Raw genomic sequence first — 25,819 nt, 5'->3', positions numbered from 1 at the left:
AGCATCGAAGGCGTGGCTGAGGGCGAGAACATCCAGACGGAACAGGCGCCGGTCCTCGACGAGCAGGCGCGCCAGCGCAATCTGAGGGTCTCGGACGCGGAGCGCGAGCACGTCGTCGAGTTGCTTCAGCGCGCGATCGGGCGCGGCATGCTCGACCTCGACGAGTTCACCGAACGCACCGACATCGCGCTCGCCGCCCGGACCCGCGGCGAGCTGAACGCGGTGCTCATCGACCTGCCGGGGCTCGTGCATCGCGACGCGGTGGCGCCACCGACGGCCTCGATGGCGGCTCCCGCGTTCGTCCCCGCGGCGGACGGCGAGCGTCTGGAGCTGAAGGCACACGGCTCGTCGCTCGTGCGGCGCGGTCGCTGGCGGGTGCCGACCGAGGTCCTCGTGCGCAACAAGTACGGCGAGACGAAGCTCGACTTCAGCGAGGCCGACATCGCGGGCCCCGTGGTGCACCTGGAGCTGGACACCAAGTGGAGCTCGGTGACGGTGATCATCCCCGAGCAGGGCGCGGTGGACCTCAACGGCATCAGCGAGGTGAAGTGGTCGTCGATCGACGACAAGACCAACTCCACCGGCAAGGCCGGTGTGCCGAGGTTCGTGCTCACCGGCCGCGTCCACGGCGGCTCACTCACCACCCGCTACCCTCGCCGCGGCCTCTTCGGCTGACCCTTTCGTGGCGCACCTGGCTGCCCCGGGGAGCGCTGTCAGGCGTCCCTGGCGGCGGCGCGGGCGGCCTGAGCAGTGGGTGCGGCGACGGCGGCCTGGGCGGCACGCTCGCAGTCGGCCAGGGTCACCGCCGCGAGACTCGCGCCGACGGCCCGCACCGAACCCGTGTTCATCGAAAGGCTCGTGACACCCAGCCCAGCGAGCACCCTCGCCAGCAACGGATCGGCAGCGGCCTCACCGCACACGCCCGCCGGCCTGCCCGTGGCCTTCGCGGCCTCGCCGACGAGCGCCATGAGCCGCAGCAGACCTGGTTGCCACGGGTCGTTGAGCTTCGCCACGGCGCCGAGCTGACGGTCGGCGGCGAACGTGTACTGGGCGAGATCGTTGGTGCCCAGCGACACGAAGTCCACCGCGTCGAGCACCTCCCTGGCCGTGAGCGCCGCCGCAGGCACCTCGATCATCACGCCCGCCCTCGCGATGCCCGCCGCACGGACGCGCTCGGCGAACCACGCGGCCTCCTCGGCCGTGGCCACCATCGGCGCCATCACGGAGACCTCGGCGCCGGAGTCGGCCGCCGCGCCCGCGATGGCCTCCAACTGCCGGTCGAGCACCCCGGTGCGGTCGAACGCGACACGTACACCCCGCACGCCGAGTGCCGGGTTGGGCTCCACCTCCGGGTCGAGGAAGGCCAGCGGCTTGTCGGCTCCCGCGTCGAGGGTGCGCACGATCACCGGCTTGCCCCGGAACGGCTCCAGCACGGCGGTGTAGGCGACGCGCTGCTGCTCCACCGAGGGCTCGTCGTCGGCGTCGAGGTAGCTGAACTCCGTGCGGAAGAGGCCGACTCCCTCGGCGCCGGCCTCGGCGGCGGCTCGCGCGTCAACGGGGCCGCCGACGTTGGCCAGCACCTTCACGCGATGCCCGTCGCTGGTCTCACCGACTCCGTTCCACTCGGCCGCTCCGGCCGCCGTGGCGGCCACGACGGGTGCGCTCGGGTCGACGGCCTCGATCGTGCCGGTGTCGCCGTCGACCGAGATCGCCTCGGCGTCGAACGCGAGCACGCCGCGCACGGCGACGACGGCTGGGATGCCGAGCGAGCGCGCGAGGATCGCGGTGTGGCTGGTGGGTCCGCCCTCCTCCGTCACCAGTGCGAGCACCTTGGCCGGGTCGAGGCCGGCGGTGTCGGCTGGCGCGAGGTCGCGCGCGACGAGCACGCTCGGCGTCGCCGGCTCGGGCACTCCGGGCGGGGCGATGCCGAGGATCTCCGCGATGATCCGGTCGCGCACGTCCTGGATGTCCCGTACCCGCTCGGCCATGCGGCCACCCGCGCTGGCGAGCGCCTGGGCGAAGTTGTTCGCGGCCTCGTAGACGGCCCGTGCGGCGGGGATGCGCTGGGCGGTGACGAGCTGCTCGGCCTGGCTCAGCAGGGCGGGGTCGGACGCCATCGCGGCGGTGGTGAGCAGGATCGCGGCCGCGTCACCGGTCGCCGTCTCCGCCATGGCCTCGAGCCTGGCCGTGACGGCCTGTGCCGCCGGCGCGACGAGGGCGGCCTCGGCGTACGGGTCGTCGGGGCCGGGGCTGCTGGCCGGCTCCTCGATCGACTCCGTGATCTTGACGACGGGGCCGCTCGCGCGGCCGGGGCTCACGCCCACCCCGGAGAGCTGTGCGTCAGACATGGTCTAGACCATAGCGGTACATGTTCCTCCAATGGACCGGTGCGAGGGTCACTGTAGTTCGCTCGCCCTTGGATACGAGGGCTGCGCACCGCGACGCGTGACCGACACCGCCGCGACCCGCACGGCGCGGCGCGCGGCGTCGGCGACGGAGGCTCCCTCGGCGAGCGCGGTGGCGAGCGCGCCAGCGAAGGCGTCTCCGGCGCCGGTGGTGTCCACGACGTCGACCTTCGGCGAGGCGACCTCGATGAGCCCGTCCGAGGTCACCACCACGGCGCCACGGGCGCCCATGGTGACCACGGCGGAGCGCGGGCCGAGTTCGAGCAGCCGGGGGAGCTCGGCCGACGCCGCACCCAACAGCCACGCGGCCTCGTGCTCGTTGACCACCAGCACGTCCAGCGCGGCGAGGGCGCGGTCGGCGACCTTCGCCACGGGCGAGAGGTTGAGCACCGTCAGCACCCCCTTGGCGGAGCCGGTGGCGATGGCGTGCTCGACGGTCGGCAGCGGGGTCTCCAGCGACGCCACCATCACGCGGACGCCGTCGAGCGCACCGTCGACGTCGGCGGGCTCCAGTGCGTGGTTGGCGCCGGGGGAGACGAGGATCGAGTTCTCGCCGTCGGGGGTCACGGTGATGTAGGCGACGCCGGTCGGCCGGTCGACGATGCGCACGAGCTCGGTCCGCACGCCCGCCCCACGAAGCGAGTCCAGCAGCAGCCTGCCGTTGCCGTCGTCGCCGATCGCGCCGAGCAGTGCGACGTCGGCGCCGAGCCGGGCCGCGGCGACCGCCGTGTTGGCACCCTTGCCGCCGGGCAGCGTCTCGGTGTCGCCGCCGAGCACGGTCTCCCCGGCTCCCGGCCTGCGCTCTGTGGCGACGACGAGGTCGGCGTTGGCCGACCCGACGACGAGCACCTGTGCTTCCACGCCGCCAAGCCTGCCATGAGATCGCGCTCATCGACCTGTGACCTCGTCGCTTGAACAGACGTGAATTCCTTTGTAACTTTCGTGGCTGCTGATGCGACAATCAGGCGAGTGTTCGCACCGAGCTTCACCCGTTCAGGTGAGTTCGGGGCCGAGGCGTCATCGTCGGAGCCGCGTGAACTCTCCACAGACACCACCGCGTCCGCGCGGGGTGTTGTCCGACCCCGGTCCCCGGACCCAGTCGGGCATCGGGTCGCCGGCACCGGTCACGTAGCCCCCCGAGTGATCGGTGCCGGCGGCGCCCTGATCGGCAGGCCCGCACGGCCACCCGCCGCGATCGCGCGCGGCGGCCGAGAGCACGTGCCGGTCCGGCTGCGCTCGCCGTCGACCACGAAGCCGCCGAGGACCTTCGGGGGGCGTTTCGTCGGCGATCACGAGGTCTCATCCCCGCGTAGCCCCTAAACTGCGCAGAGTCCGGACCACAAGGACAAAAGCCAGCTCAGCGGGGTGTGTCATGAACAGGCCGGTACGCCGGGGCCGCGAACGCGCGGCAACCGACCGGGAGATCCGGGAGACGGCGAGGGCACTGCTCGTCGAGCGCGGCCCCGAGGCCGTCACCCTGCGGGCCATCGCCAGGGAGCTCGGCATCACCGCCCCCGCGCTGTACCGCTACTACGGCTCCCGCGACGACCTCATCGAGCACCTGCGCATGGACGTGATCTCCGATCTCGGTGACGAGCTGGCCTCCGAGATCGCCGACCTGCGCGACGGCGGCACCCAGCAGCTGTTCGCGATCTGCAAGGGCTTCCGGCGCTGGGCGCTCACCCACACCAAGGAGTTCACGCTGGTCTTCGCGTCACCGACCGGCGACGTCGGCTCCGCGCCCAGCAGCGTCGCCACGCTGAAGCAGGTGACCGAGCCGTTCGGGCGGGTGTTCCTGCTTGCGGCCGGGGAGGTGCTGGCCGAGGCCGACGTCGCGCTGCCTGCCGACGAAGTGGTGCCGGCCGAACTGCGCGAGGACCTCGCCGCCTACCGGGACTCCCTGCTCGCCGTGATGGCCGGCTCCGGCGTGAGCGTGCCGTCCGAACGGCTCACGCTCGGCACCACATACCTCATGATGCAGTTCTGGGCCCGGCTCTACGGGCACGTCACGCTCGAGGTGTTCGGCAACTACCCGATCCCGGTGTCCAAGCCGGACGCGCTCTTCGACGCGCTGCTCGCGGACCTCGCCCGCGAGATCGGCCTGGACACCGGGCCCGTCACAGAACGACGTTGACGAGCCTGCCCGGCACCACAATCACCTTGCGCGGCTCACCACCGGCAAGCAGCGCGACGATCTTCTCGTCGGCGAGTGCCGCGGCCTGGACGTCGTCCTTGCCAGCGTCGGCGGCGACCGTCACGCGGGAACGGACCTTGCCGTTCACCTGGATCGGGTACTCCACCGTGTCTTCCACCAGGTACTTCTCGTCGGCCTGGGGGAACGGCCCGTAAACCAGCGTGTCCGGGTGGCCGAGGCGGTGCCACAGCTCCTCGGCGATGTGCGGGCACAGCGGCGCCAGCATCAGCACCAGCGGCTCGGCCAGCGCGCGCGGCGTGGCCTGCGTGGCCCCGTAGACCTTGGTGACGTAGTTGTTGAGCTCGATGAGCTTCGCGCCTGCGGTGTTGAACCGCAGCTCGGCGTAGTCCTCGCGGACCCCTGCGATGGTCTTGTGCAGGCGCCGGAGGTCGTCGTCGGTGAGCTCGGCGTCGCTGACGCGGAGCGCGCCGGTCTCCTCGTCCACCACCAGCCGCCACAGCCGCTGCAGGAAGCGCTGCGCGCCCACGACGTCCTTTGTCGCCCACGGCCGCGAGATCTCCAGCGGGCCCATCGACATCTCGTAGAACCGGAACGTGTCGGCGCCGTAGTTCTCGGCCATCGCGTCCGGCGTGACGATGTTCTTGAGGCTCTTGCCCATCTTGCCGTATTCCTGGCGGACCTCTTCGCCGTTGTAGAAGAACCTGCCGTCCTTCTCCTCGACCTCGTCGGCAGGCACGTAGAAGCCGCGGGAGTCCACGTAGGCGTAGGCCTGGATGTAGCCCTGGTTGAACAGCTTGCGGTACGGCTCCTTCGACGAAACGTGGCCGAGGTCGAACAGCACCTTGTGCCAGAAACGCGCGTACAGCAGATGCAGCACGGCGTGCTCGACGCCGCCGACGTACAGGTCCAGCCCGCCGGGGTCGTTGACGCCGTGCTCGGCTGGCCTCGGCCCCATCCAGTACTTCTCGTTCTCGGGGTCGACGAACCGCTCGGTGTTGGTCGGGTCGATGTAGCGCAGCTGGTACCAGCACGAACCGGCCCACTGCGGCATGACGTTGGTGTCGCGGCGGTACTTCTTCGGCCCGTCGCCCAGGTCCAGCGTCACCTCGACCCAGTCGGTGGCCTTGGCCAGCGGGGGCTGCGGCTCGGAGTCGGCGTCCTCGGGGTCGAACGTCTTGGGCGAGTAGTCCTCGACATCGGGCAGCTCAAGGGGCAGCTGGTCCTCGGGCAGCGCGATCGGCAGGCCGTCCTCGTCGTAGACGATCGGGAACGGCTCGCCCCAGTAGCGCTGCCGGGCGAACAGCCAGTCGCGCAGCTTGTACTGCACGGTGCCCTCGCCGTGGCCGTGCTCCTCCAGCCACGCGATGATCGCCTTCTTGGCGTCCTCGACGCCCATCCCGTTCAGGCTCAGGTCCTCGTTGGTGGAGTTGATCGCGGGGCCCTCGCCCGTGAACGCCTCGCCGTCGAAGCCCTCGCTCGGCTGCACCGTGCGGATGATCCCGAGCCCGAACTTCGTCGCGAAGTCCCAGTCGCGCTGGTCCTGGCCGGGCACGGCCATGATCGCGCCGGTGCCGTAGCCCATCAGCACGTAGTCGGCGATGAACACCGGGATCCACTCGCCGTTGACCGGGTTGACCGCGAAGGAGCCGGTGAAGACGCCCGTCTTCTCCTTGTTCTCCTGCCGGTCCAGTTCGGACTTGCGAGACGCCTCGCGCCGGTAGTCGGCCACGGCCTCCCCTGGCGTCGCGGCGCCACCGGTCCAGCGCTCGTCGGTGCCCTCCGGCCACTCGTTCGCCGTCAGCCGCTCGACCAGCGGGTGCTCGGGAGCCAGCACCATGTATGTGGCGCCGAACAGCGTGTCCGGCCGGGTCGTGAAGACCTCGATGTGCGCGTCGCCCGCGGCGAAGCGCACGTTCGCGCCGCGCGAACGGCCGATCCAGTTGCGCTGCATCGTCTTGATCTGCTCGGGCCAGTCGAGCAGCTCCAGGTCGTCGACCAGCCGGTCGGCGTAGGAGGTGATCCGCATCATCCACTGGCGCAGGTTCTTGCGGAACACCGGGAAGTTCCCGCGCTCGCTGCGACCGTCCGGCGTGACCTCCTCGTTGGCCACCACGGTGCCGAGGCCGGGAGCCCAGTTCACCGGAGCGTCTGAGATGTAGACCAGGCGGTGGGAATCGATGACCTCGCGCCGCTCGACCCGGCTCAGCTCGCTCCACGGGCGGCCGTCCGGCGTCGCGCGCGTGCCGTCCTCGTACTCCTTCTCCAGGTCGGCGATCGGGCGCGCCCTGTCCTGCATCTCGTCGTAGTACGAGTTGAAGATCTGCAGGAAGATCCACTGCGTCCAGCGGTAGTACTCGACGTCGGTGGTGGCGATGGATCGCCGCTCGTCGTGGCCGAGGCCCAGCGCACGCAGCTGGCGGCGCATGTTCGCGATGTTGGCCTCGGTGGTGGTGCGCGGATGGGTGCCCGTCTGCACCGCGTACTGCTCGGCGGGCAGCCCGAAGGCGTCGTAGCCCAGCGTGTGCAGCACGTTGCGGCCGATCATGCGGTTGAACCTGGCGAACGTGTCCACGCCGATGTAGCCCAGCGGGTGCCCGACGTGCAGGCCACCACCGGAGGGGTACGGGAACATGTCCTGCACGAACAGCTTGTCCGAGGGCAGCTGCTTGTCCTGCTCGGCGAGCGGACCGACCGGGTTGGGCGCGTGGTACGTCCCGTGGTCGGCCCAGTAGTCCTGCCAGCGCCGCTCGATCTGCCCGGCCAGCGCCGCGGTGTAGCGGTGGGCCGGAGTCGTCTCGGTGCCGTCTGTCATCGCCGAACCTTCCCGTGCTTTGTTACCTGCTCCAGAAACAACGCGACCCCTCAGCCACCAGGGCGTGAGGGGTTCGCCGCACCGGCCGGAGCCTCCGGTCAGTGCGGCCGGCTAAGGAGCAGGCTGGCCGAATGCACGGCTTTATGGTAGCTACCCCCGCCAGCGCGTTTTCCGAAGGCCCTACCTCATGGCGAGTGCGATGACCTGCGTCACCTGGCCGGCGGAGAAGTTGTCGTCGCTCACGAGCAGCAGGCTGCGCTCCCCGGTGGCGAGCCTCGGGCCCCAGGTCATGCCCTCGACGTTGTCGACGTGCTCCAGCGGCAGGTCCGCCAGGTCGGCCACCAGCCGCTTGCGCACGGGCTTGACCTTCTTCGCCTCGGCGAGCGAGTCCACGCTCAGCACGTTCGTGGCCCCGCTGGTGTCGATCTCGAAGATCCGGACGCGGTTGCCGGCCCCGCTCACGTAGGCACGCTCCAGCACGAGGAACCGAGTGGGGTCCGCCTGATCGGACGCGAGGATCGAGACGACGCCGTTGTTGGCCGAGCCGCCGGCGGCGGGCGGCGCGAAGATCGGCTCCTGCTCGTAGGCGTACTGCGCGAGCACCGGACCTCGCCTGCCCTGGACGGTGATCCGCGAGAGGGCGCCGTGCTCGGGGGTCGCCTCGGGCCCGTCCTGCAGCAGGGGGCCCTCGAGCGCGGTGACCACGAGCGAACCGAGGCCCGCGAACGTCAGGCCCTCCAGCACCTGGTTCCGCCGCGGCCCGGCCGTCTCGGTCATGCGCTCGTTGTCCGGGATCGGCAGGTCGCGCACGTACGCGCCGGTGCGCGTGGCCTCGCGCACCGAGGGGTCGGACAGGACCGTCGCGCTGCGCTCGCCCTCCTGGCTCCAGTAGTAGCCGCCACGCCACGGGTCGACGCGCAGCTCCTCAGGATCGACCGAATCCGCCGGGTACGGCGTGCCGTCCCGTCCGGTGAACGGGTGCGTGCCGGTGAAGGTCACCTCGCCGAGTCCGTCAGCGCTCACGTCGATGTCGGCCGTGTAGAAGCGGGCGGGCTGCAGCTGCGAGCGGTCGTCGCTGACGAGGACGTACCCGCCGGTGCGCGGGTCGCGGTCGATACCGGAGAGCCCACCGACGGTCGTGCCCTCGAACGGCATCGCGTTCGGCACGGTGGTGACGCCCAGCAGGCGGACGTCGGGGGTGTGCGCCGAGGCGCCGGGAACGGTGACGAGCGTGAGCGACAGCGCGCCGAGCAGGCCGGTCGCGAGGAAGGCGCGGGACATGGCCTTCAGCACACCGCATCAGGGTGTCGACAAGGTGACCTGGAATGGAACGTATTCTCGGGTCTGTGTTCGTGGTCGCGTTGATTCCCGTGGTGCTCGGCGTTCTGGTCGGCTGGGGTGGTTTCCTCGGCCTGCGGGAGAAACTGCCCCGCGATCGCGGCGCCGGAGTGCGCACAGCGGCCACGCTGCGCAGCGACGAGGCCTTCCGCGTCGCCAACAAGGTCGCGGGCCTGCCGACCATCGCCGCCGGCGCGGTGGGCGTGCTCTCCGGCGCGGCCGGGCTGGTGATGCCCAACGCGGTCGGCGTGATCATCGCGGCGGTGGTGGGCCTGATCGGCATGTTCGTGCTCGTGGCAGGTGGCGGCGTCCTCGGTCACCGGGCGGCCGCCGCGGTCCCCGCGCCGCAGGAGGCCCCCGCGGGCTGTGCGGGCTGCGCGTGCGGTGCCGGTGGCTGCTCCGCGCTGAACGGCGCCGGACCCGACCCGGCCACCTCGGCCTCCTAGGGGCGGGGAAGACTTCAGTTCCGTTGCAGATCCCCAGGATGGGTAGCCAGTAGCGCGGTCGGCAGGCCCTGTCTGCGCAGCACCTGACCCCACAGGTCCCGTTTCGGCGTCGCGAGCACGTCGCCGGGCAGGGCGGGCACGATCAGCCAGTCGCCCCGGTCGATCTCGCCGGCCAGCTGCCCCGAGTCCCAGCCCGCGTAGCCGGCGAACACCCGTAGCCCACGCACCTTCGGCACGAGCGCGTCGGGGTCGGCGTCGAGGTCGACGAGCGCGACGGGCCCCCGCACCGCGATCACCCCGGGCACGCTCGCCGCGCTCTCGCCCGTGCGCAGAGCTGCGAGGCACAGCGCCGTCTTCTTCTCGACCGGCCCGCCGACGAACACCGCCTGCGGTTCGACCACGTGCTCACCCCAGCTCGGCAGCACCTCGTCGACGGGGACATCGCTGGGCCGGTTGAGCACGACCCCGAGGGTGCCCTCGTCGCGGTGGTCGATCACGAAGACCACGGTCCGGCGAAAGTTGGGGTCGAACATCGTGGGGGCAGCGACCAGGAGTGTGCCTGGCTCAACCTCGGCGTCCGCTCGCACCCGTCCATGATCCCACCCGCACCGAGGGCCGGAGTCACGGTGCTCGATCAACTCACGACCTCACGCCGACGCCATGGAACGGGCCTAAGCTGAGAACTTGTGACAGCGGGAGCGCAGACCAGGGCAACGCTTGCCGTGCCCCGTGCGCTGCTGGCCATCCCCGAGTTCCGGAAGCTGCTCTACCTGCGGTTCTCCATGCACTGGGGCGACGGAGCCTTCCAGGCCGGCCTCGCCGGGGCGGTGCTGTTCAACCCCGAGCGCGCCGCCGACGCGGCCACCATCGCGGGCGGTTTCGCCGCGCTGCTGCTGCCGTACTCGGTGGTCGGCCCGTTCGCGGGCGCACTGCTCGACCGCTGGGACCGGCGGCGCGTGCTCGTCGTGGCCAACCTCCTGCGCGGGTTCGCCGTCGTCGCCGCTGCCGCGGCCGTCGGCGCCGGGGTTGACGGCCTGCCCCTGTTCTCGCTGGCACTGCTCGTGATGGGCGTCTCGCGCTTCGCGGGTGCCGGGCTGTCGGCGTCGCTGCCGCACGTGGTGCCCGCCGAACGGATCGTCACCGCCAACGCCTTCTCGGCCACCGTGGGCGCCGCCATCGCCGTGCTCGGCGGCGCGTGCGCGATCGGCCTTCGGTCGATCTTCGGGGCAGGCGACACCGGCTCGGCGTGGACCACGTCGTTCGCGGTGCTCGGTTCCGCGCTGGGCGCGGTGCTCGCGACGCGGTTCGCCAGGGGCAGCCTCGGCCCGGACAGCGTGGACGAGCCGGCGAACGCGTTCGCCGCCGTCGCCGCGGGCCTCGCCTCGGGAGTGAAGGCGGCCGCGCGCACGCCGAGCGTGCGAGCCGGGCTCATCGCACTGCTGGCCCACCGCGCGGCGTTCGGCATCTCGCTGCTGCTCACCGTGCTGCTGATGCGCTACTCCTTCACCGACGTCGGCCCGCTCAAGGCGGGGTTGCCGGGGCTCGGCCAGGTCGCGCTGATGGGCGGCGCCGGGATCCTGCTCGCCGGGCTGCTCACCCCGAAGCTCGTGACGCGGTTCGGCAGGCGCAGAGCGGTGGTGTGCGGGCTCGGGGTGGCCGCGGTGGCACAGGCGGTGCTCGGGCTGCCACTCGTGCTGCCCACGGTGCTGCTGGCCGCGTTCGTGATCACGGCAGGCGGTCAGGTCATCAAGCTGTGCGTGGACGCCGCCGTGCAGCGCGATGTCGGCGACGAGGCACGCGGCCGGGTCTTCGCCCTCTACGACACCCTGTTCAACACCATGCAGGTGGCCGCCGTGTCGTTCGCGGCGGCGTTCGCGCCTCTCGACGGGTACTCACCGGGCCTGCTCGTGGTCGCGATCGTGCTCTACCTCGTCGGTATCGCCGGATATCTCGTCGCCACCCGTTAGGGTGAGCCTGTGACCATGGCTGGTAACACAGCGTCGGCGACCGTCACATCGCGAGACGGGCTCGTCCGCGCCACCGTCGACTCCACCGGAACACTGACCGGGCTCGAGTTCGCGCCCACCGCGTTCGACGGCAACGATCCGGCTTCACTCGCCAGGACCGTGCTCGACGTTGTCCGCCAAGGCGCTGCGCGGGCACAGCAGCACGAACCCCCGGCGGCCACTCCGCCGCCCGTGCCACCGAGGCCGACACCCAGGCGCAATCGGCACGCCCGCCAGGTTTAATTAAGGTGAGGTGACCGAGGGGGGAACGTCGTGCGCTACCGAGTCGAGGTGGCCGACCGGCCAGACGCGCTGTACGCGTTGTGGAACGGCCAGATTTTCCGAGCACAGCGATCGACGGCGGACGAGAGCGTCCTGCTGATCGCCCGGCCGGGCGAAGCGCCCGAGGGCTTCGACACCGAGTGGAACGGCTCGCCGGCGAAGGTCGTGCCCGCGGCCGAGGCCAACGCGACGTTCGGCATCCACACCTACTGCATGTACGACGACGAGCCCTACCGCATCGAGCCGCGGTCGGGCGACGGTGAGCTGACACTGCGCTGGGCCGGCCGGGACGAGCGGGTCGCCGGCGAACTGGGGCTCACCGACTTCACCACCACGACCGACGACCCGGAGAGCCTGACCGTCCTCTGGCAGGAGCGGCACGACTTCACCGAGGACGGCGCACCGCGCAGCGAGCCGGGCAGCGGCGACACGCAGGCGCTGCTGCGCGCGATCGGCCGCACGATCCTGGGCTTCCTGCCGTCCGGCTGGCAGCGGGTCGGCGCACGGTTCCGCCAGGTCGGCGACTACTCCGAGCTGGAGGTGCGGGCCGTCGCCGGCGACGTCGCGGTGTCGCTGTCGGCGCCGCCCGAGCTGGGCCAGCTGTTCGCGCAGCTGCGCTCCGCGATGTACGCACCCGACACGGGCACCTGGTTCCAGGGCACGTTCACACTCGACTCCGGATCGAACTTCGACTTCGACTACGACGCCGAAGCCGAACCGGAGTGGCGGCTCGCGCCGGAGGGGCGCACCACGGCCCGCAGCTACGAGGCCGAGCTGGGCTACTACCCACGCAAGCACGTGCCGGCGTGGCTCGCCGCGAAGGCCGGACTGCCGCTCGACGTGAGCTTCCGGCTCGCGAGGGTGGTCGACAGCCACGCCGAGGGCGAGAAGCCCGTGGTCAACCGTCCGCCCGTGCCGCAGGACGAGGTGCCGCGCATCCTCGGCTATCTCTACCGGGCACCGGTCGCGACGGGACGGCCCGGCGCACTTCCCGACATCTTCGTCCCGGGCGGGGCGCCGAACGTGCCGGACGCGTTCCACACCGACGGCGTGTGGATCTGGCCCGCCGCCGTGCCGCACTACCTGCGGAAGTACGGCGTCCCACCCGAAGGCGAGCTGCTCGACCACATCCGCGCGCAGGACTACCGCACGCCCTACGTGCCCCAGCGCGTGCGGGCCACGGCGGAGGCCGAGGTCACCGGGCGGCCCCACCCGCCGCAGACCACCGAGGACCTCGCCGAGGCAGACGCCGTCACGAAGGTGGAGCGCGGGGCCGAGCCGAGGCCGGGGCTGCGCGCCTCCGAGGTGCTGCGCGTGCTGCGCACCCGGCTCGCCGAGTACGGCGTCGCCGAGAGCGCGTACCGGATCGGTGAGACCGCCGAGGGCGCGTGGTGCCTGCACCGCACGCCGCACGGCTGGGAGGTCGCCCCGTACGCCGACGGCGAGCCCGTCGAGCCGAGGTACTTCCCGCGCGTGCAGGCAGCGGCCGAGGCGCTGCTCGGCGCGGTGCTGCTGCTGCCCGGCCGGGCCAGGCAGGGCGTGCCGGACGACGCCGAGGCGCACGAGCCGCCCGCGCACGCGAGCGACTGGCCGATCCTGCCGCTGCGCGGGGAGCCGCCGCTGAACTACTACCGGAACAAGCGCCTGGTCACGCTGCCCGTCGGCACCATGGTGCGACGCTACGGCAACGAGGGCGGCAACCTCGTGCACCCGCAGGGCACCCCGTTCCCGACGACGTCGCTGGCGTTCGAGCGGGAGTACGACGTGCACGGCTACGAGGTGCGCAGGCCGATCCGCGTGCTCACCGGCGTGACCCGGCCGTGGGGTCCGCTGCCCGGCGGAGCCATCGCCTACCTGCTTCCCCGTGCGATCGGGCACCACGTCGAAACGGGCGCCCTCGAACGACGGACGTAACGCACCCCAAGGCCACCTTTGGTGCGCTCAACGCAACAAAGGTGGCCTTGGGGGCACGTCAGCGGGGGACCCAGAGGGTGACTCGCGTGCCTTTGCCGGGGGACGACTCGATCTTGGCGGTACCGCCGACCTCGGCCAGGCGGGCCACGATCGACTCGCTGATGCCGAACCCGGGTGGGCGGGACTCGGGACTGAACCCTGTGCCGTGGTCGCGGATGATCGTCGCGATGCCGCCGTCGCGCTGCTCGACGCGCACCAGCGCCGTGTCGGCGCCCGAGTGCTTGAGTGCGTTGCGCAGCGCCTCCCGCACGGCGTCGCGGACGGCGATCTGACGTACCTCAGAGAGCGTTTCGCCGTCTGGCTCCGCCGCCACGAGCTGTGCTCGCAGGCCGTCGCGTGCCATGTCCGCCGCGAGCGCGGCCAGCTTCTCGGCGAGCCTGCCGCCCTCGCCGCCGCTCTCCGACTCCAGGTGTCTGCGCAGCTCGATCGCCTCCGCGCGAGCCATCCGGCGCAGGTCCTCGGCGTCGCCATCGCCCGGTAGCGCCATGGCCTCCAGCGCCTGCAACACCGTGTCGTGCAGGCGCCGCTGCTGTGCCGCCCGCTCTGCGAGCCTGCCGGTGCGGATGCCGTAGGCGAGCGCGAGCCGCGTGCCGAGGCCCAGTAGCACGAGCGCGCCCGTCGCCGTCAGCAGCACGCCGAGGGTGGTGCCGAACTGCGAGAGGCCGGCGTCGAGGTCGAAGCCGTCACCCGCGAGCCACGACATCGCCGCCCGCAGCGGGATGCCGAGTACCGCGAGCGCGGCGCCGAAGCCGACCCCGAGGGCGAGGGTCAGCAGCGCGACGGCACCGAGGAGGTGCTTGCCGGGCACCTCGGCCGCGCTCTCCAGCGCCTCCGGAGGCACGGTCGCACCGACCACGAGGTTCGCCGCCAGCGCGAACCCGACGTCGACCGCGAGCAGCAACCCCGCGGGACGCTCTCGGAAGGGAGCCCCACGCAGCAGCCAGTAGGCACCGAAGAGGTTGAGCGCCACCGAGCACGCCGCCACCACCGCCACGGGCGCGAGGCCCGCACTGCCGTGGCCGACGAACGCCACCAAGGCACCCGGCACCGCGAGCAGCCGGTACGCGAGCGGTACCAGCGCGACGTAGCGGGCCGCGCGTAGGAGCAGCCCGTCGCGGTATCCGGTGTCGACCGGTCCGGCCAGTTGCCGAAGGCGGCGCGTGCCGCGCACCGGGGCGGGGTCGGCGAGTTCGTCGGAGAGCCCGGTGGTGGAGCTGGCCAGCACGGGCGCGCCCCCACGCAGCAGCGCCCCGAGGAAGCTGGTGCGCCGTCTCGCGGGCTCTCCCGCGGTCATCCCGCCGGCTCGATCCCCTGCTCGGCGGCCCATCGGCGCAGCTCGGCGACCGCCTCGTCGTGGTCGAGCGGGCCCCGGTCGAGCCGCAGCTCCTTGAGGTGCCGCCACGCCCTGCCGACGAGCGGACCCGGCGGGATCCCGAGCAGCTTCATGATCTCGTTGCCGTCGAGGTCCGGCCGCACCGCCTTGAGGTCCTCCTCTTCGGCGATGCGCGCGATCCGCGCCTCCAGCTCGTCGTACGACCGCTGCAGCGCGGCGGCCTTCCGACGGTTGCGGGTAGTGCAGTCGGCCCGCACGAGCTTGTGCAGCCTGGGCAGCAGCTCACCGGCGTCGGTGACGTAGCGGCGCACGGCCGAGTCGGTCCACTCGCCCTTGCCGTAGCCGTGGAACCGCAGGTGGAGGTACACGAGCTGGGAGACGTCGTTGACGATCTCCTTGGAGTAGCGCAGCGCTCGCAAGCGTTTGCGGGCCAGCTTCGCGCCGACGACCTCGTGGTGGTGGAAGCTCACGCCCCCGCCCGGCTCGAAGCGACGCGTGTCCGGCTTGCCGATGTCGTGCAGCAGCGCGGCGAGCCGGAGCACCAGGTCGGGTCCCGATGTCGGCTCGTGCCGCGTCTCGAGGTCCACGGCCTGCTCCAGCACGGTCAGCGAATGCTCGTAGACGTCCTTGTGCTGGTGGTGCTCGTCGATCGCGAGCCGCATGCCGGGCACCTCGGGCAGCACGTGGTCGGCCAGCCCCGTGTCGACCATCAGCTCGATGCCCCGCCTCGGCGCGGCGCCCGTGAGCAGCTTCGACAGCTCCGCCTGCACGCGCTCGGCCGTGATCCTGGCGATCTCACCGGACATCTCGGTCATCGCCGTGACGACCCTCGGCGAGGGCTCGAACCCGAGCTGCGCCACGAACCGGGCGGCCCGCAGCATCCGAAGCGGGTCGTCGGCGAAGGACTCCTCCGGCGTCGCGGGGGTGTCGAGCCTCTTGCGGGCCAGCGCCTCGAGGCCGTCGTGCGGGTCGATGAACGTCTTTGTCGACAACTCGATCGCCATCGCGTTGACCGTGAAGTCACGGCGCACGAGGTCGCCCTCGATGGTGTCACCGAAGGAGACCTCCGGCTTGCGCCCGACCCGGTCGTACACGTCCGCCCTGAACGTGGTGATCTCCAGCGTCGAACCCCTGCGCGAGGCGCCGACCGTGCCGAACTCGATGCCCGTGTCCCACACTGCGTCGGCCCAGCCGGAGAGGATCGCCTGTATCCGGTCGGGGCGGGCGTCGGTGGTGAAGTCGAGATCGGGGGACAGCCTGCCGAGCAGCGCGTCACGCACGCTGCCGCCGACGAGATAGAGGCGGTGCCCCGCCTTGTCGAAGCGGGCGGCGAGCTCCTCGGCGACCGGGGAGATGCGCATCAGCTCGGTCACCGCATCCCGCTTCGCGGTGGTGTGGTTCACGCCGATCCCACCCCCGACACGGTTCCCTTACAACACAAGCGGATCAACACGGACACGAGAAGCCAGCGTACCGGCGGCACCATTTGCTCTAGCATCGCAGCATGCCTGGATCGGCCGGTCGCTCCGGTGGCGCAAAACCGGGACGACGGTCCCGGCGTCGTCGTGGTAGGCGGCTGACCACCGTGAACGAGACCTCGGCCGGGGGGCTGGTCGTCGATCCCGAACGGGAGCACGCCGTGCTCATCGGCAGGCTCGACCGGCAGGGCAGGCTGCTGTGGTCGCTGCCGAAAGGGCACATCGAGGACGGCGAGACCACCGAGGAGACCGCCGTGCGCGAGGTGAAGGAGGAGACCGGCATCACCGCGCACGTGCTGCGGCCCCTCGGCACGATCGACTACTGGTTCGTGGCCGAGCGCAGGCGGGTCCACAAGACGGTGCATCATTTCCTCCTCGAAGCCGGCGGTGGCGAGCTGTCCGACGAGGACGTGGAGGTCACCGAGGTGGCGTGGGTCCCGCTGCCCGAGCTGGAGAGCAGGCTCGCCTACGCCGACGAGCGCAAACTCGTGCGCAAGGCACGCGAGATGTTCCAGCAAGCACCGGAGTGAGTAGGGCGTGAGCAAGCAGTGAACAAGCTCAGCGCGTTCGCGCTGGCACTGGCGTTGTGCATCGCGCAGGGACTGCTCGGCGTGACGGGCTCGGCCGCGCAGCCGCTCGACACGCCCAACCGGCTCCGGCTCGACCTCGAGCAGCTGTCCCCGCGCATCGTCACCCCGCAGGAAGACACGCTCGTCGTGACGGGCAACGTCACCAACGTCGGCGACCGCCCGATCACCGAGATCGTCGCCCGCCTCCAGCTCGGCGCCCCGCAGACCAGCGACGACGAGCTGGAGCAGACGCTCACGGAGGCCCCGCCGACCGACTCCGGCGCCTCCGAATGGGAGAGCGTCGCCGACACGCTGCAGCCCGGGGACACCGCCCGCGTCACCCTGACCGTGCCGATCGACCAGCTGCCGCTGTCGGCGCCCGGCGTGTACCCGCTCCTGGTGAACGTCAACGGCACCCCTGCTTACGGCGGCGCCGCGCGCCTCGCCTCGGTGAGCACGCTGCTGCCCGTGATCGACCCGCCGAGCGAGGCCGCTCCCGCGTCGGTGTCGATGCTGTGGCCGATCACCTCCAGCAAGCCGCAGGTGGTTTCGTCGCCGCACGGCGGTCCGCTGGTGCTGGCCGACGACATCCTCGCGGCCGAGCTCAAGCCCGGCGGCAGGCTCGACGCACTCGTGGCGGCCGCCGCGTCGCAGCGCGACAACCCCGCCGTTTTCGGTTCCCTCTGCTTCGCGATCGACCCCGAGCTGCTCGACACGGTCGAGCTGATGTCGAGGGGTTACCAGGTGCGCACGCCGTCCGGAGAGCTGCCGGGCTCGGGCAGGGAAGCCGCCGCCGAGTGGCTGGAGAAGCTGCGTGACCTCGTCGCCGCGCATTGCGTCATCCAGCTGCCCTACGCCGACGCCGACCTCACCGCCGTCTCCAGGGTCAACACGGCCACCGACCTGGTCGGCACCGCGCTGAACGGCACGTCGATCCTGCAGAAGCTCGGTGTGCAGCCCAAGCCCGGCCTGGTGTGGCCGGGCAGTGCGCTCGACGAGACCGCGCTGCGCCGGGTCGCCGACGCGGGCGTGACGACGCTGATCACCGACCCGCTCCAGCAGGCCAGCCGACACCCTGGCGTGCGCTCGCTGCCCTACGACTCGCTCACCTCGGTCGCCCTCGGCGGGGCCCGCAGCACGGCAACGAGCGCGCAGACGCCGGCCGACCAGCCGAACATCGCGACGCAGAACGGCATCGCGGCGCTCGCCTTCCACGCGGGCCTCGGCGAGGAGCCGGAGGGACCCGTGCTGGTGGCGCCGCCCCGGCGCTGGGACGCGCCCGTCGGCGAGCTCGCCGCCTTCCTCGACTCCTTCGCGGGACTGCAGGCGGCGGGGATGGTCGAGCCGACCTCGCTCGACGAGGTGCTCGCGGGTCCGCCCGAGGACGGTGCGGCCGCGGACGGCGACACGGGCACCCTCGACAGTGCGTTCTCCGTGCCAGGCGACGTGATCGCAGAGCTGTCCGAGCTCGAGAGCGTCGCCGCCGACCTGCAGGGCGCGATGTCGGTGGACCCGACGCGGCAGGTGCAACCCGCCGCGATCATCCAGCCGCTGCACAACGCCGTGCTCAGGGCCACGTCCACGGCCTGGCAGAGCAGTTCGAGCCTGGGCAAGGCCGCGGCGAGGGCGGCGACCGCGCAGCTCACCACGCTGCGCAGGCAGGTCACGGTGACCACGCTGTCGCAGTCGGTGTCTCTCGCATCCGGGTCCAGCCCCCTGCCGGTGACGCTCAGCAACTCGCTGCCGGTCGCAATCACCGTGCGGATCCGGCTGGAGAACAACGCGGGCCTGCGCCCCGCTCACATGCCGGACTCGCTGCTCTCGGCCAACAGCAAGATCCCGCAGTACATCCCGGCCGAGGCGCTGCGCTCGGGCCGCTTCAACCTGGACGTCTCGCTCACCACTCCAGGCGGCACGGAGCTGGGGACACCCGCGCGGCTCGACTTCTCCTCCAGCGAGCTCGGCGTGGTCACGGTCGTGCTCACGGCCACAGCTGCCGGAGCACTCGTGCTGCTCTCCGGCAGGCGCATCTACCGTCGGTTGAAGGCGAGGAAGGGCACCTAGAGCCGATAGGACCTGAGATTAGTCCCGGCTCAGGATTACCCTGAATCGACCAAGCTTGACCGCCGACGGATTGGGACGTGTTGGACAGAGAGCCGGGCCTGCCGCCTGAGCACGCCGGGAGGCCTCCACGTCCCGATGCGCCGCCGCCGCGAGCGGGGCGCAGGCCGCCTCCTGCCGACCCTCAGCGTCAGCGGCAGCCACCGCCTGATCGGCGCAGGCAGCCCCCGCCGGACCCACGCGAGAACGGCCGGGCGCCGCGGCACCCCGGTCAGGGCCAGCAGCAGGGGAGGCTGCCGGCCCAGCCGCCGCCACCTCCAACCCCTCCAGCACCTCCGCCGAGGACGCGGCAGGTCCGCCAGCCGCCGCCTCCGCAACCCCCGCCGCCGCAGGGGCCGCCGCGCAGGGGCCGCCCGGCCGAACAGCAGCGCCGTCAGCCGGTGCGGCCGTGGCGCCAGGAGGCCGACCGGACCCGGCGCGTCGCCCCGCCGCCGCAGCAGGGCGAGTCGACGATGTACATCCCGCGCGAGCGCGGGATGCCTCCCGGGGTGCGCTGGCCCGCGGCCGACCCGGACGTGCTGAGGCCGTACGACGAGCTCGCGACGCGGATGATGCCGCGAATCGTCGACGGTCTCCGGCACACGGAGATCGGCGAGCGGCTGCCCGCCGTCCAGCTGGAGCGGCCGAAGGAGGAGGAGCAGGCCAAGGCTCCGTCGCTGGCGAGGGCCAGCGGCCGGATGGCCATCGCCACGCTCACCAGCCGCATCACCGGCTTCGCGTGGAAGGTCATGCTCGCGTGGGTCGCCACGCTCGGCGTGCTCTACGACTCCTTCACCGTCGCCAACACGCTGCCGTTGATCATCAATGAGCTGCTGCTCGGCGGCGTGCTGACCAGCGTCGTCGTGCCGCTGCTCGTGCGCTCGCAGGACGACAAGGACGGCGGCGAGGCCTACACCCAGCGGCTGCTGACGATGGCGGTGACGATCCTCGGCATCGGCACCGTGGTCTCCGTCGCGCTCGCCCCGTGGCTGACGTCGCTGCTCATGGACGACACCGGCGACGCGAATCCGCAGCTCGCGACGTGGTTCGCCTACCTGCTGCTGCCGGGCCTGCTCTTCTACGGGCTCTTCGCGGTGCTCTCGGCGGTCCTCAACGCCAAGCAGATCTTCGGCCCCGCCCAATGGGCCCCGGTGATCAACAACCTGGTCATCTTCGCCACGATCGCCGCGTTCGCGCTGGTACCGGGCGACCCGACGATCATCCCGACCCAGATGAGCGACCCGAAGGTGCTCGTCCTCGGCGTCGGCGTGCTGACCGCGATGGTGGCGCAGGCGCTGTTCCTGCTGCCGGCGCTGCGCCGCTCGGGCTTCCGCTTCAGGTGGCGCTGGGGCATCGACGAGCGGCTCAAGGAGTTCGGCGGGCTCGCGCTGTGGATCCTCGGCTACGTCGCGGTGAGCCAGATCGGCATGGTCGTCAACACGCGGGTGCTGACGGCCGGCGCCGCCGGTGGTGCCTCGATCTACTCCAACGCGTGGCTGCTGTTCCAGCTGCCCTACGGCGTGATCGGCGTCTCGCTGCTCACGGCGTTGATGCCGAAGATGAGCCGGGCCGCGGCCGACAACGACTTCCGCAGGTTGATCGGCGACCTCTCCTACGGCTCACGGCTCACCACGCTGATGCTGCTGCCGGTGTCGGCCGTGATGGCCGTGGCAGGCACCTCGATCGGTGTCGCGCTGTTCGCGCTGGGCAAGGGCTCGGTGGAGGACGCCGAGCGCCTCGGCCAGGCGCTGGCCGTCTCGGCGTTCGGGCTGCTGCCGTACGCGCTGGTGATGCTGCAGATGCGCGTGTTCTACGCGATGAAGGACTCGCGCACGCCCACGTTGATCATGGTCGTGATGACCGCGGTGAAGATCCCGCTGCTGTACCTGGCCTCGGCGGTGCTGCACCCGGTCAACGTCGTGCTCGGCGTGATGATGGTGAACTCGCTCGTGTTCGTCGTCGGCGCCGTGCTCGGCCAGGTCTGGCTGTGGGTCAAGCTCGGCAACCTGCGCAGCAAGCGCGTGCTCGGCGTCATCCTCTTCACCGTGGTGGCGAGCGGGCTCGGCGCGCTCGCCGCGGTGGTCGTCGGCTGGCTCGTGCCGGATGCGCTCGGCCCCGTGCTCGGCGCCTGGGTGAAGCTGATCCTGCAGGGCGTGGTCGGCATCGGTGTCTCGTTCGGGGTGCTGATCGCACTCAAGGTTGACGAGCTCACCCCGGTGACCCGCAGAATCACCCGAATGGTCCGGCGCGCGTAAACTGCCTCTCGCTGCGTGTGTTCACGTACCCTCGTGAGAAACGTGTCGTCGAGGAAGGCAGGGGGTCCGGCCCGGTGGGCACGAGTACGCGGGGTGGATCGCTGGCGCCCGGCGGCGTCGTCGGCGATGGCCGCTACCGGCTGCTCGCTCAGTTCGGAATCGACGAACGCGCGGGCGCTCACCTGTGGCGGGCCAGGGACGGCCAGCTGCGCCGGGACGTCGCCCTCACCATGCTCGTTGGCGACCCCGCCGACGCGGAGGCCGCGCGGCTGGGCAGGCGCACGCTCGAGCGGGCGGCCCACGCGGCCAAGTTCAACCACCCCGGCGTGGCCAGGGTGCTCGACGTGCTCAGCCTCGGCAACGGCATCTCCTCCAGCGAGGGCCTGCTCGGCATCGTCGTGGCCGAGTGGACCAAGGGCACTGACCTCATCGACCTCGTCGCGGAGCGGCCCGTCGAACCGGGCACCGCGGCCCGCATGGTGCAGGCACTCGCCGAGTCGGTCGAGCTGGCCCACCAGTCCGGTCTCGTGCTCGGCCTCGACCATCCGCAGCGGCTCCGGTTGACCCCCGACGGCAGGCTGCGGCTCGCGTTCCCCGGCCCGCTGCCGGACGCGACGCTGCGCGACGACGTGAAGGCGCTCGGCGCCGTGTTGTACCTGCTGCTCACCGGCCGCTGGGCGCTGCCGGGCGGCCCGCCCGCCGTGCCGGCGGCGCCGCGCTCGCCGACGGGCCGGGTCGTGCCGGCCCGCTCGCTGGAGCCGAGGGTGCCCCAGGAGCTGTCGGCCCTCGCCGTGCGCACGATCGAGGACGGCGGTCACGGCGGCATCCGCACCAGCGCGGCCATCCTGCGCGTGCTCGACGAGGCCGCTGAGGCAGCCGAACGCACCCAGTACATCGCCAAGGACCCGAACGTCGATCCCGACGGCGGCGTCTGGACCACCAAGAAGCCGGTCAAGGACGCGGCCAGGCGGCGCAAGCTCGCACTCGGCGTGACGGTGCTCGTGGTCGCCGCGGTCGGCATCCTGGCCTGGCTGGGCATGATGGCGATCAGCTTCTTCCAGGACGACCCCGAGTCGAGCGGGCCGCCGGTCAACCTCGCCGATCCGACGCCCACCCAGCAGCAGAACCCACCGAACCAGCAACCGCAGAACCCGCCCGCTCCGCAGCCGGGCGCGAACGGCGAGCCCGTCGCGCCCAACGAGGTCACGGTCTACAACCCGGAGGGCGAGGGCGACAGCGTCGAGGACGCCGGGCTGGCGATCGACGGCGACCCGGCCACGGTCTGGCGCACGGACGAGTACCGCCAGCAGTTCCCGACGTTCAAAGCCGGCGTCGGTCTCGTCGCCACGTTCGACTCGCCGTTGCAGCTGGCGAAGGTGAAGGTCACCGCGGACAGCCCCGGAACCAACGTCGAGATCAGGATCGCCGACGACGCGGACCCCGCGCTGGACGACACCAGGGTGGTCGGCTCGGGCACGCTCGAGGGCACCGATACCGAGATCCAGTTGCAGGAGCCGACGTCCGCCCGGTACGTGATCGTCTGGATCACCTCGCTCTCCGGCGAGGCGCCGCGGTTCGCCTCGGAACTGGGCGAACTGACGTTCCTGCCTGCCGGGTGACTGATCCACCCGCCTTAGTAGTCTCTTCCGAGTGACCGCAGCAGCGCCCACTGATGCCGATCTCATCGCGGCACACGCAGCAGGAGACCCGCACGCGTTCAACGAGATAGTGCGGCGGCACCGGGATCGCATGTGGGCGGTCGCACTGCGCACGGTCCGTGATCCCGAGGAGGCCGCGGACGCCCTTCAGGAGGCATTCATCTCGGCGTTCCGCGCGGCGGCGAACTTCCGCGCCGAGTCGCAGGTGACCACCTGGCTGCACCGGATCGTCGTCAACGCGTGCCTCGACCGGGTGCGCAGACGTCAGGCGAGGCCCACGGTCCCGCTGCCGGAGCAGGGACACAACGAGCCCGCGGTGCCGCGCGACTCGATGGCCGACCGCGAGACCCGACTCGTGATCAAGGAGGCGCTCGACCAGCTCCCCGAAGAGCAGCGGGTACCGATCGTGCTGGTCGACGTGGAGGGCTACTCGGTGGCCGAGACCGCGAAGATGTTGGGTATCGCGGAGGGAACGGTCAAGAGCAGATGTGCGCGGGGGCGCGGCAAACTGGCGAAACTTCTCGGTCATCTGCGGAACCCCGAGCCGGAGGGTGACGTCCCAACTCACGAAAGCAAACACGGGGAGGGACGATGACAGACGAAACTAGGGGGTTGGGTGGGGCCGTCGGCCCCCCGTGGTCTGTCGACGTGCTCGCCGATCTGCATGCCGGCGTGCTTAGCGAAAGCGAAGCCGCCGAGCTGTGGCCGAGGGTGAACGCCGACCCCGAGGCGCGCGCGATCATCGAGGCGCTCGACGCGACCAGCGCCGACCTCGCCGATCTCAGCGCAGCGCCGGTGCCGCCCATGCCCGCCGAGGTCGCCGCCAGAATCGACGCCGCCCTCGCGCAGGAACAGCAAGCCCGCGGTGGCTCGAACGTCGTCAGCATCGACGCGGCCCGCAAGCGCCGGAACCGCCGCGCCGGCTGGGGCGCCGGGTTCCTCGCCGCGGCGGCCGCCGTCGTCGCCGCGGTCGTGATCGTCGCCCCTGACGCGTCGCGGGAGGAGACCCCAGGAGTCGCCGCGCCCACGCCGAGCGTCGCGGTCGACAGCGGCCAGATGAACGCCGCCATCGGCAAGGTCGAGGGCGTCCGCGACTTCGGCCCGCTGGAGAACGAGCAGCGGCTCGACGCCTGCCTCGAGGCGAACGGCATCGACCCGGTCAAGCAGCCGGTCGGGATCACCCCGGGGACCATCGACGGCCGGGACGCCGTGTTCGTGCTCTACACCACGGGCGAGCTCGCCCAGTTCCGCCTCGTGGCGCTCGCGCCCGACTGCGGTCCGGACAACCCGGGCCTGCTGAAGGACGAGATCATCGGCCGGTAGTACCAGGACCTGCCAGAACGGGCCGCCCATTCCACGTGCCGGAAGGGGCGGCCCGTTTGGCAGCGGCCCACGTCACGTCGGGAACACCCGCACCTACGATCGTGTTGAGCCTGGTACGCAGGTTGTCGTCGAAGCGGAGGTCACGGGTGGCTGGAGAGGACGTTCGGAACCTGATCATCGTGGGGTCGGGTCCCGCTGGGTACACCGCTGCCGTCTACGCGGCACGCGCTCAGCTGGAGCCCCTGGTGTTCGAGGGTTCCCAGTTCGGCGGTGCGCTCATGACCACGACGGAGGTCGAGAACTACCCGGGGTTCCGGTCGGGTATCCAGGGCCCCGAGCTCATGGAGGAGATGCGCGAGCAGGCGAAGGTCTTCGGCGCTGATCTGCGGTCGGAGGACGTCGAGGAGCTGGAGCTCACCGGCGACGTGAAGTACGTGACCGCGAACGGCAAGCGGTACGCGGCTCGCGCCGTGATTCTCGCGATGGGCGCCGCGGCGCGGTATCTGGGGGTTCCCGGCGAGCAGGAGCTGCTCGGCCGCGGCGTGTCGTCGTGCGCGACGTGTGACGGCTTCTTCTTCCGCGAGCACGACATCGCGGTGGTCGGCGGCGGCGACTCGGCCATGGAGGAGGCGACCTTCCTCACCAAGTTCGCGCGCAGCGTCACCATCGTCCACCGGCGCGAGGAGTTCCGCGCCTCCAAGATCATGCTCGAGCGCGCCAAGGCGAACGAGAAGATCCGCTGGAAGCTGAACTCGCAGGTCACCGAGGTCGTCGGAGACGGGAAGGTGGCCGGGCTCAAGCTCAAGGACACCGTCACCGGCGAGGAGTCCGAGCTCGACGTGACCGGGTTCTTCGTCGCGATCGGGCACGACCCGCGCAGTGAGCTCGTGCGGGGGCAGGTCGACCTCGACGACGAGGGCTACGTGCTCACCAAGGGCCGCAGCTCCTACACCAACATCGACGGCGTGTTCGCCGCGGGCGACCTGGTGGACCACACCTACCGCCAGGCGATCACCGCGGCGGGCAGTGGCTGCACCGCCGCCATCGACGCAGAGCGCTGGCTGGCCGAGCACTCCGGGGTCAGCGAGGCTCACGAGGCAGCCGAACTCGTGGGTGGCGGCTACGCGACCCGGGCCAACTGACGCCAACCGAAAAGGACAGGGAGAGAACATGACCGACACCGTCAAGGTGACCGACGCCAGCTTCGCCGACGACGTGCTCACCAGCGACAAGCCCGTGCTCGTCGACTTCTGGGCGACCTGGTGCGGGCCGTGCAAGATGGTCGCGCCCGTGCTCGAGGAGATCGCCACCGAGCACAAGGACAAGCTCAGCATCGCCAAGCTCGACATCGACGAGAACCCGAACACGGCTCGGGACTACCAGGTCATGTCCATCCCGACGCTGATCCTCTTCCAGGGCGGCAAGCCGGTGAAGCAGATCGTCGGGGCCAAGCCGAAGGCAGCGCTGCTGTCCGACCTGGCCGACGTGCTCTGACACTTCTCGTCGCGACTCGCGGGACCCGGGCGGCGCGTCAGTTCGCGCACCCGGGTTTCCCGTGTGTCCTGGATGCGCCACGCCGGAACGCACTCACCGGCCCTACGCGCTCACTGAGAGTTCACAAGGCACAATAGAGGCCCAGGGCCGCCGGGCCCTGATTCACATCGCACAGCATCGAGCGCACTTGG

21 protein-coding genes are annotated in these 25,819 nt (G+C 71.4%); 14 read left to right on the top strand and 7 right to left on the bottom strand.

Annotated elements, in window-relative coordinates:
* Window positions 1–12 precede the first annotated feature (12 nt).
* A complete protein-coding gene (locus DI005_RS01740) occupies window positions 13–675 on the top strand; it encodes a DUF1707 domain-containing protein (protein ID WP_369973549.1) in 663 nt (220 codons plus the stop codon).
* A 38-nt stretch (window positions 676–713) separates the two neighbouring features.
* On the opposite strand, the gene ptsP is transcribed toward DI005_RS01740, so the two are convergent.
* Window positions 714–2,348: a phosphoenolpyruvate--protein phosphotransferase gene (gene ptsP / locus DI005_RS01735; protein WP_113641065.1), complete on the bottom strand. Its 1,635-nt coding sequence runs from the start codon at window positions 2,346–2,348 to the stop codon at window positions 714–716.
* A 48-nt stretch (window positions 2,349–2,396) separates the two neighbouring features.
* Entirely contained in the window at window positions 2,397–3,266 is an 870-nt protein-coding gene (locus DI005_RS01730) for a ribokinase (protein ID WP_113641064.1), read from the bottom strand.
* 511 nt (window positions 3,267–3,777) lie between these two features.
* Between DI005_RS01730 and DI005_RS01720 the strand changes: the two genes are divergently transcribed.
* On the top strand, window positions 3,778–4,539 hold the full coding sequence (locus DI005_RS01720; protein WP_112265825.1) for a TetR/AcrR family transcriptional regulator: 762 nt from the start codon (window positions 3,778–3,780) through the stop codon (window positions 4,537–4,539).
* On the opposite strand, the gene leuS is transcribed toward DI005_RS01720, so the two are convergent.
* Entirely contained in the window at window positions 4,523–7,372 is a 2,850-nt protein-coding gene (gene leuS / locus DI005_RS01715) for a leucine--tRNA ligase (protein WP_113641062.1), read from the bottom strand. The genes DI005_RS01720 and leuS overlap by 17 nt on opposite strands.
* 180 nt (window positions 7,373–7,552) lie before the next feature.
* On the bottom strand, window positions 7,553–8,653 hold the full coding sequence (locus DI005_RS01710) for an esterase-like activity of phytase family protein (protein ID WP_113641103.1): 1,101 nt from the start codon (window positions 8,651–8,653) through the stop codon (window positions 7,553–7,555).
* A gap of 65 nt (window positions 8,654–8,718) precedes the next feature.
* Here DI005_RS01710 and DI005_RS01705 point away from each other — a divergent pair, with 65 nt between their 5' ends.
* Window positions 8,719–9,156 (top strand): SdpI family protein, encoded by a 438-nt coding sequence (locus DI005_RS01705; protein WP_113641061.1) that lies wholly within the window; start codon window positions 8,719–8,721, stop codon window positions 9,154–9,156.
* 14 nt (window positions 9,157–9,170) lie between these two features.
* On the opposite strand, the gene DI005_RS01700 is transcribed toward DI005_RS01705, so the two are convergent.
* Window positions 9,171–9,791: a YqgE/AlgH family protein gene (locus DI005_RS01700; protein WP_255565649.1), complete on the bottom strand. Its 621-nt coding sequence runs from the start codon at window positions 9,789–9,791 to the stop codon at window positions 9,171–9,173.
* A 51-nt stretch (window positions 9,792–9,842) separates the two neighbouring features.
* Between DI005_RS01700 and DI005_RS01695 the strand changes: the two genes are divergently transcribed.
* Genes DI005_RS01695 through DI005_RS01685 form a run of 3 tightly spaced genes read left to right on the top strand, consistent with a single transcriptional unit; the run spans window position 9,843 to window position 13,358 of the window.
* On the top strand, window positions 9,843–11,123 hold the full coding sequence (locus tag DI005_RS01695) for an MFS transporter (RefSeq protein ID WP_369973548.1): 1,281 nt from the start codon (window positions 9,843–9,845) through the stop codon (window positions 11,121–11,123).
* A 15-nt stretch (window positions 11,124–11,138) separates the two neighbouring features.
* Window positions 11,139–11,405 carry a YbaB/EbfC family nucleoid-associated protein gene (locus DI005_RS01690; RefSeq protein ID WP_228713563.1) on the top strand — a complete coding sequence of 89 codons (267 nt, stop codon included), beginning with the start codon at window positions 11,139–11,141 and terminating at the stop codon, window positions 11,403–11,405.
* Between the two features lie 30 nt (window positions 11,406–11,435).
* Window positions 11,436–13,358: a TNT domain-containing protein gene (locus tag DI005_RS01685; RefSeq protein ID WP_113641060.1), complete on the top strand. Its 1,923-nt coding sequence runs from the start codon at window positions 11,436–11,438 to the stop codon at window positions 13,356–13,358.
* Between the two features lie 58 nt (window positions 13,359–13,416).
* Here DI005_RS01685 and DI005_RS01680 read toward each other — a convergent pair whose 3' ends face one another.
* Both DI005_RS01680 and DI005_RS01675 read right to left on the bottom strand, forming a co-directional pair.
* On the bottom strand, window positions 13,417–14,712 hold the full coding sequence (locus tag DI005_RS01680) for a sensor histidine kinase (RefSeq protein WP_228713565.1): 1,296 nt from the start codon (window positions 14,710–14,712) through the stop codon (window positions 13,417–13,419).
* Window positions 14,709–16,154: a CCA tRNA nucleotidyltransferase gene (locus DI005_RS01675; RefSeq protein WP_369973547.1), complete on the bottom strand. Its 1,446-nt coding sequence runs from the start codon at window positions 16,152–16,154 to the stop codon at window positions 14,709–14,711. The genes DI005_RS01680 and DI005_RS01675 overlap by 4 nt, the downstream gene beginning before the upstream one ends.
* A gap of 101 nt (window positions 16,155–16,255) precedes the next feature.
* Here DI005_RS01675 and DI005_RS01670 point away from each other — a divergent pair, with 101 nt between their 5' ends.
* The 8 genes from DI005_RS01670 to trxA all read left to right on the top strand — a co-directional run bounded on the left by DI005_RS01670 (window position 16,256) and on the right by trxA (window position 25,628).
* Window positions 16,256–16,759: an NUDIX hydrolase gene (locus tag DI005_RS01670; protein ID WP_112265839.1), complete on the top strand. Its 504-nt coding sequence runs from the start codon at window positions 16,256–16,258 to the stop codon at window positions 16,757–16,759.
* An 18-nt stretch (window positions 16,760–16,777) separates the two neighbouring features.
* The gene (locus tag DI005_RS01665) at window positions 16,778–18,862 is read left to right on the top strand and encodes a DUF6049 family protein (protein ID WP_113641058.1); all 2,085 of its coding nucleotides are present in this window, start codon (window positions 16,778–16,780) and stop codon (window positions 18,860–18,862) included.
* A 437-nt stretch (window positions 18,863–19,299) separates the two neighbouring features.
* Window positions 19,300–21,153, top strand: coding sequence for a murein biosynthesis integral membrane protein MurJ (gene murJ, locus DI005_RS01660; RefSeq protein ID WP_112265841.1), 1,854 nt, complete (start codon window positions 19,300–19,302; stop codon window positions 21,151–21,153).
* Window positions 21,154–21,227: 74 nt separating this feature from the next.
* Window positions 21,228–22,772, top strand: coding sequence for a protein kinase family protein (locus DI005_RS01655; RefSeq protein ID WP_113641057.1), 1,545 nt, complete (start codon window positions 21,228–21,230; stop codon window positions 22,770–22,772).
* Window positions 22,773–22,803: 31 nt separating this feature from the next.
* A complete protein-coding gene (sigM, locus tag DI005_RS01650) occupies window positions 22,804–23,406 on the top strand; it encodes an RNA polymerase sigma factor SigM (protein WP_112265843.1) in 603 nt (200 codons plus the stop codon).
* Entirely contained in the window at window positions 23,403–24,134 is a 732-nt protein-coding gene (locus DI005_RS01645) for a hypothetical protein (RefSeq protein WP_113641056.1), read from the top strand. The genes sigM and DI005_RS01645 overlap by 4 nt, the downstream gene beginning before the upstream one ends.
* A gap of 146 nt (window positions 24,135–24,280) precedes the next feature.
* On the top strand, window positions 24,281–25,276 hold the full coding sequence (gene trxB / locus DI005_RS01640; RefSeq protein ID WP_112265847.1) for a thioredoxin-disulfide reductase: 996 nt from the start codon (window positions 24,281–24,283) through the stop codon (window positions 25,274–25,276).
* On the top strand, window positions 25,248–25,628 hold the full coding sequence (trxA, locus tag DI005_RS01635) for a thioredoxin (protein ID WP_369973546.1): 381 nt from the start codon (window positions 25,248–25,250) through the stop codon (window positions 25,626–25,628). The genes trxB and trxA overlap by 29 nt, the downstream gene beginning before the upstream one ends.
* Window positions 25,629–25,819: the final 191 nt, after the last annotated feature.

The sequence above is a fragment of the Prauserella sp. PE36 genome, from assembly GCF_003311655.1.
Lineage (GTDB): Bacteria > Actinomycetota > Actinomycetes > Mycobacteriales > Pseudonocardiaceae > Prauserella_A > Prauserella_A endophytica.
This window is presented reverse-complemented; position numbering and strand designations above follow the sequence as displayed.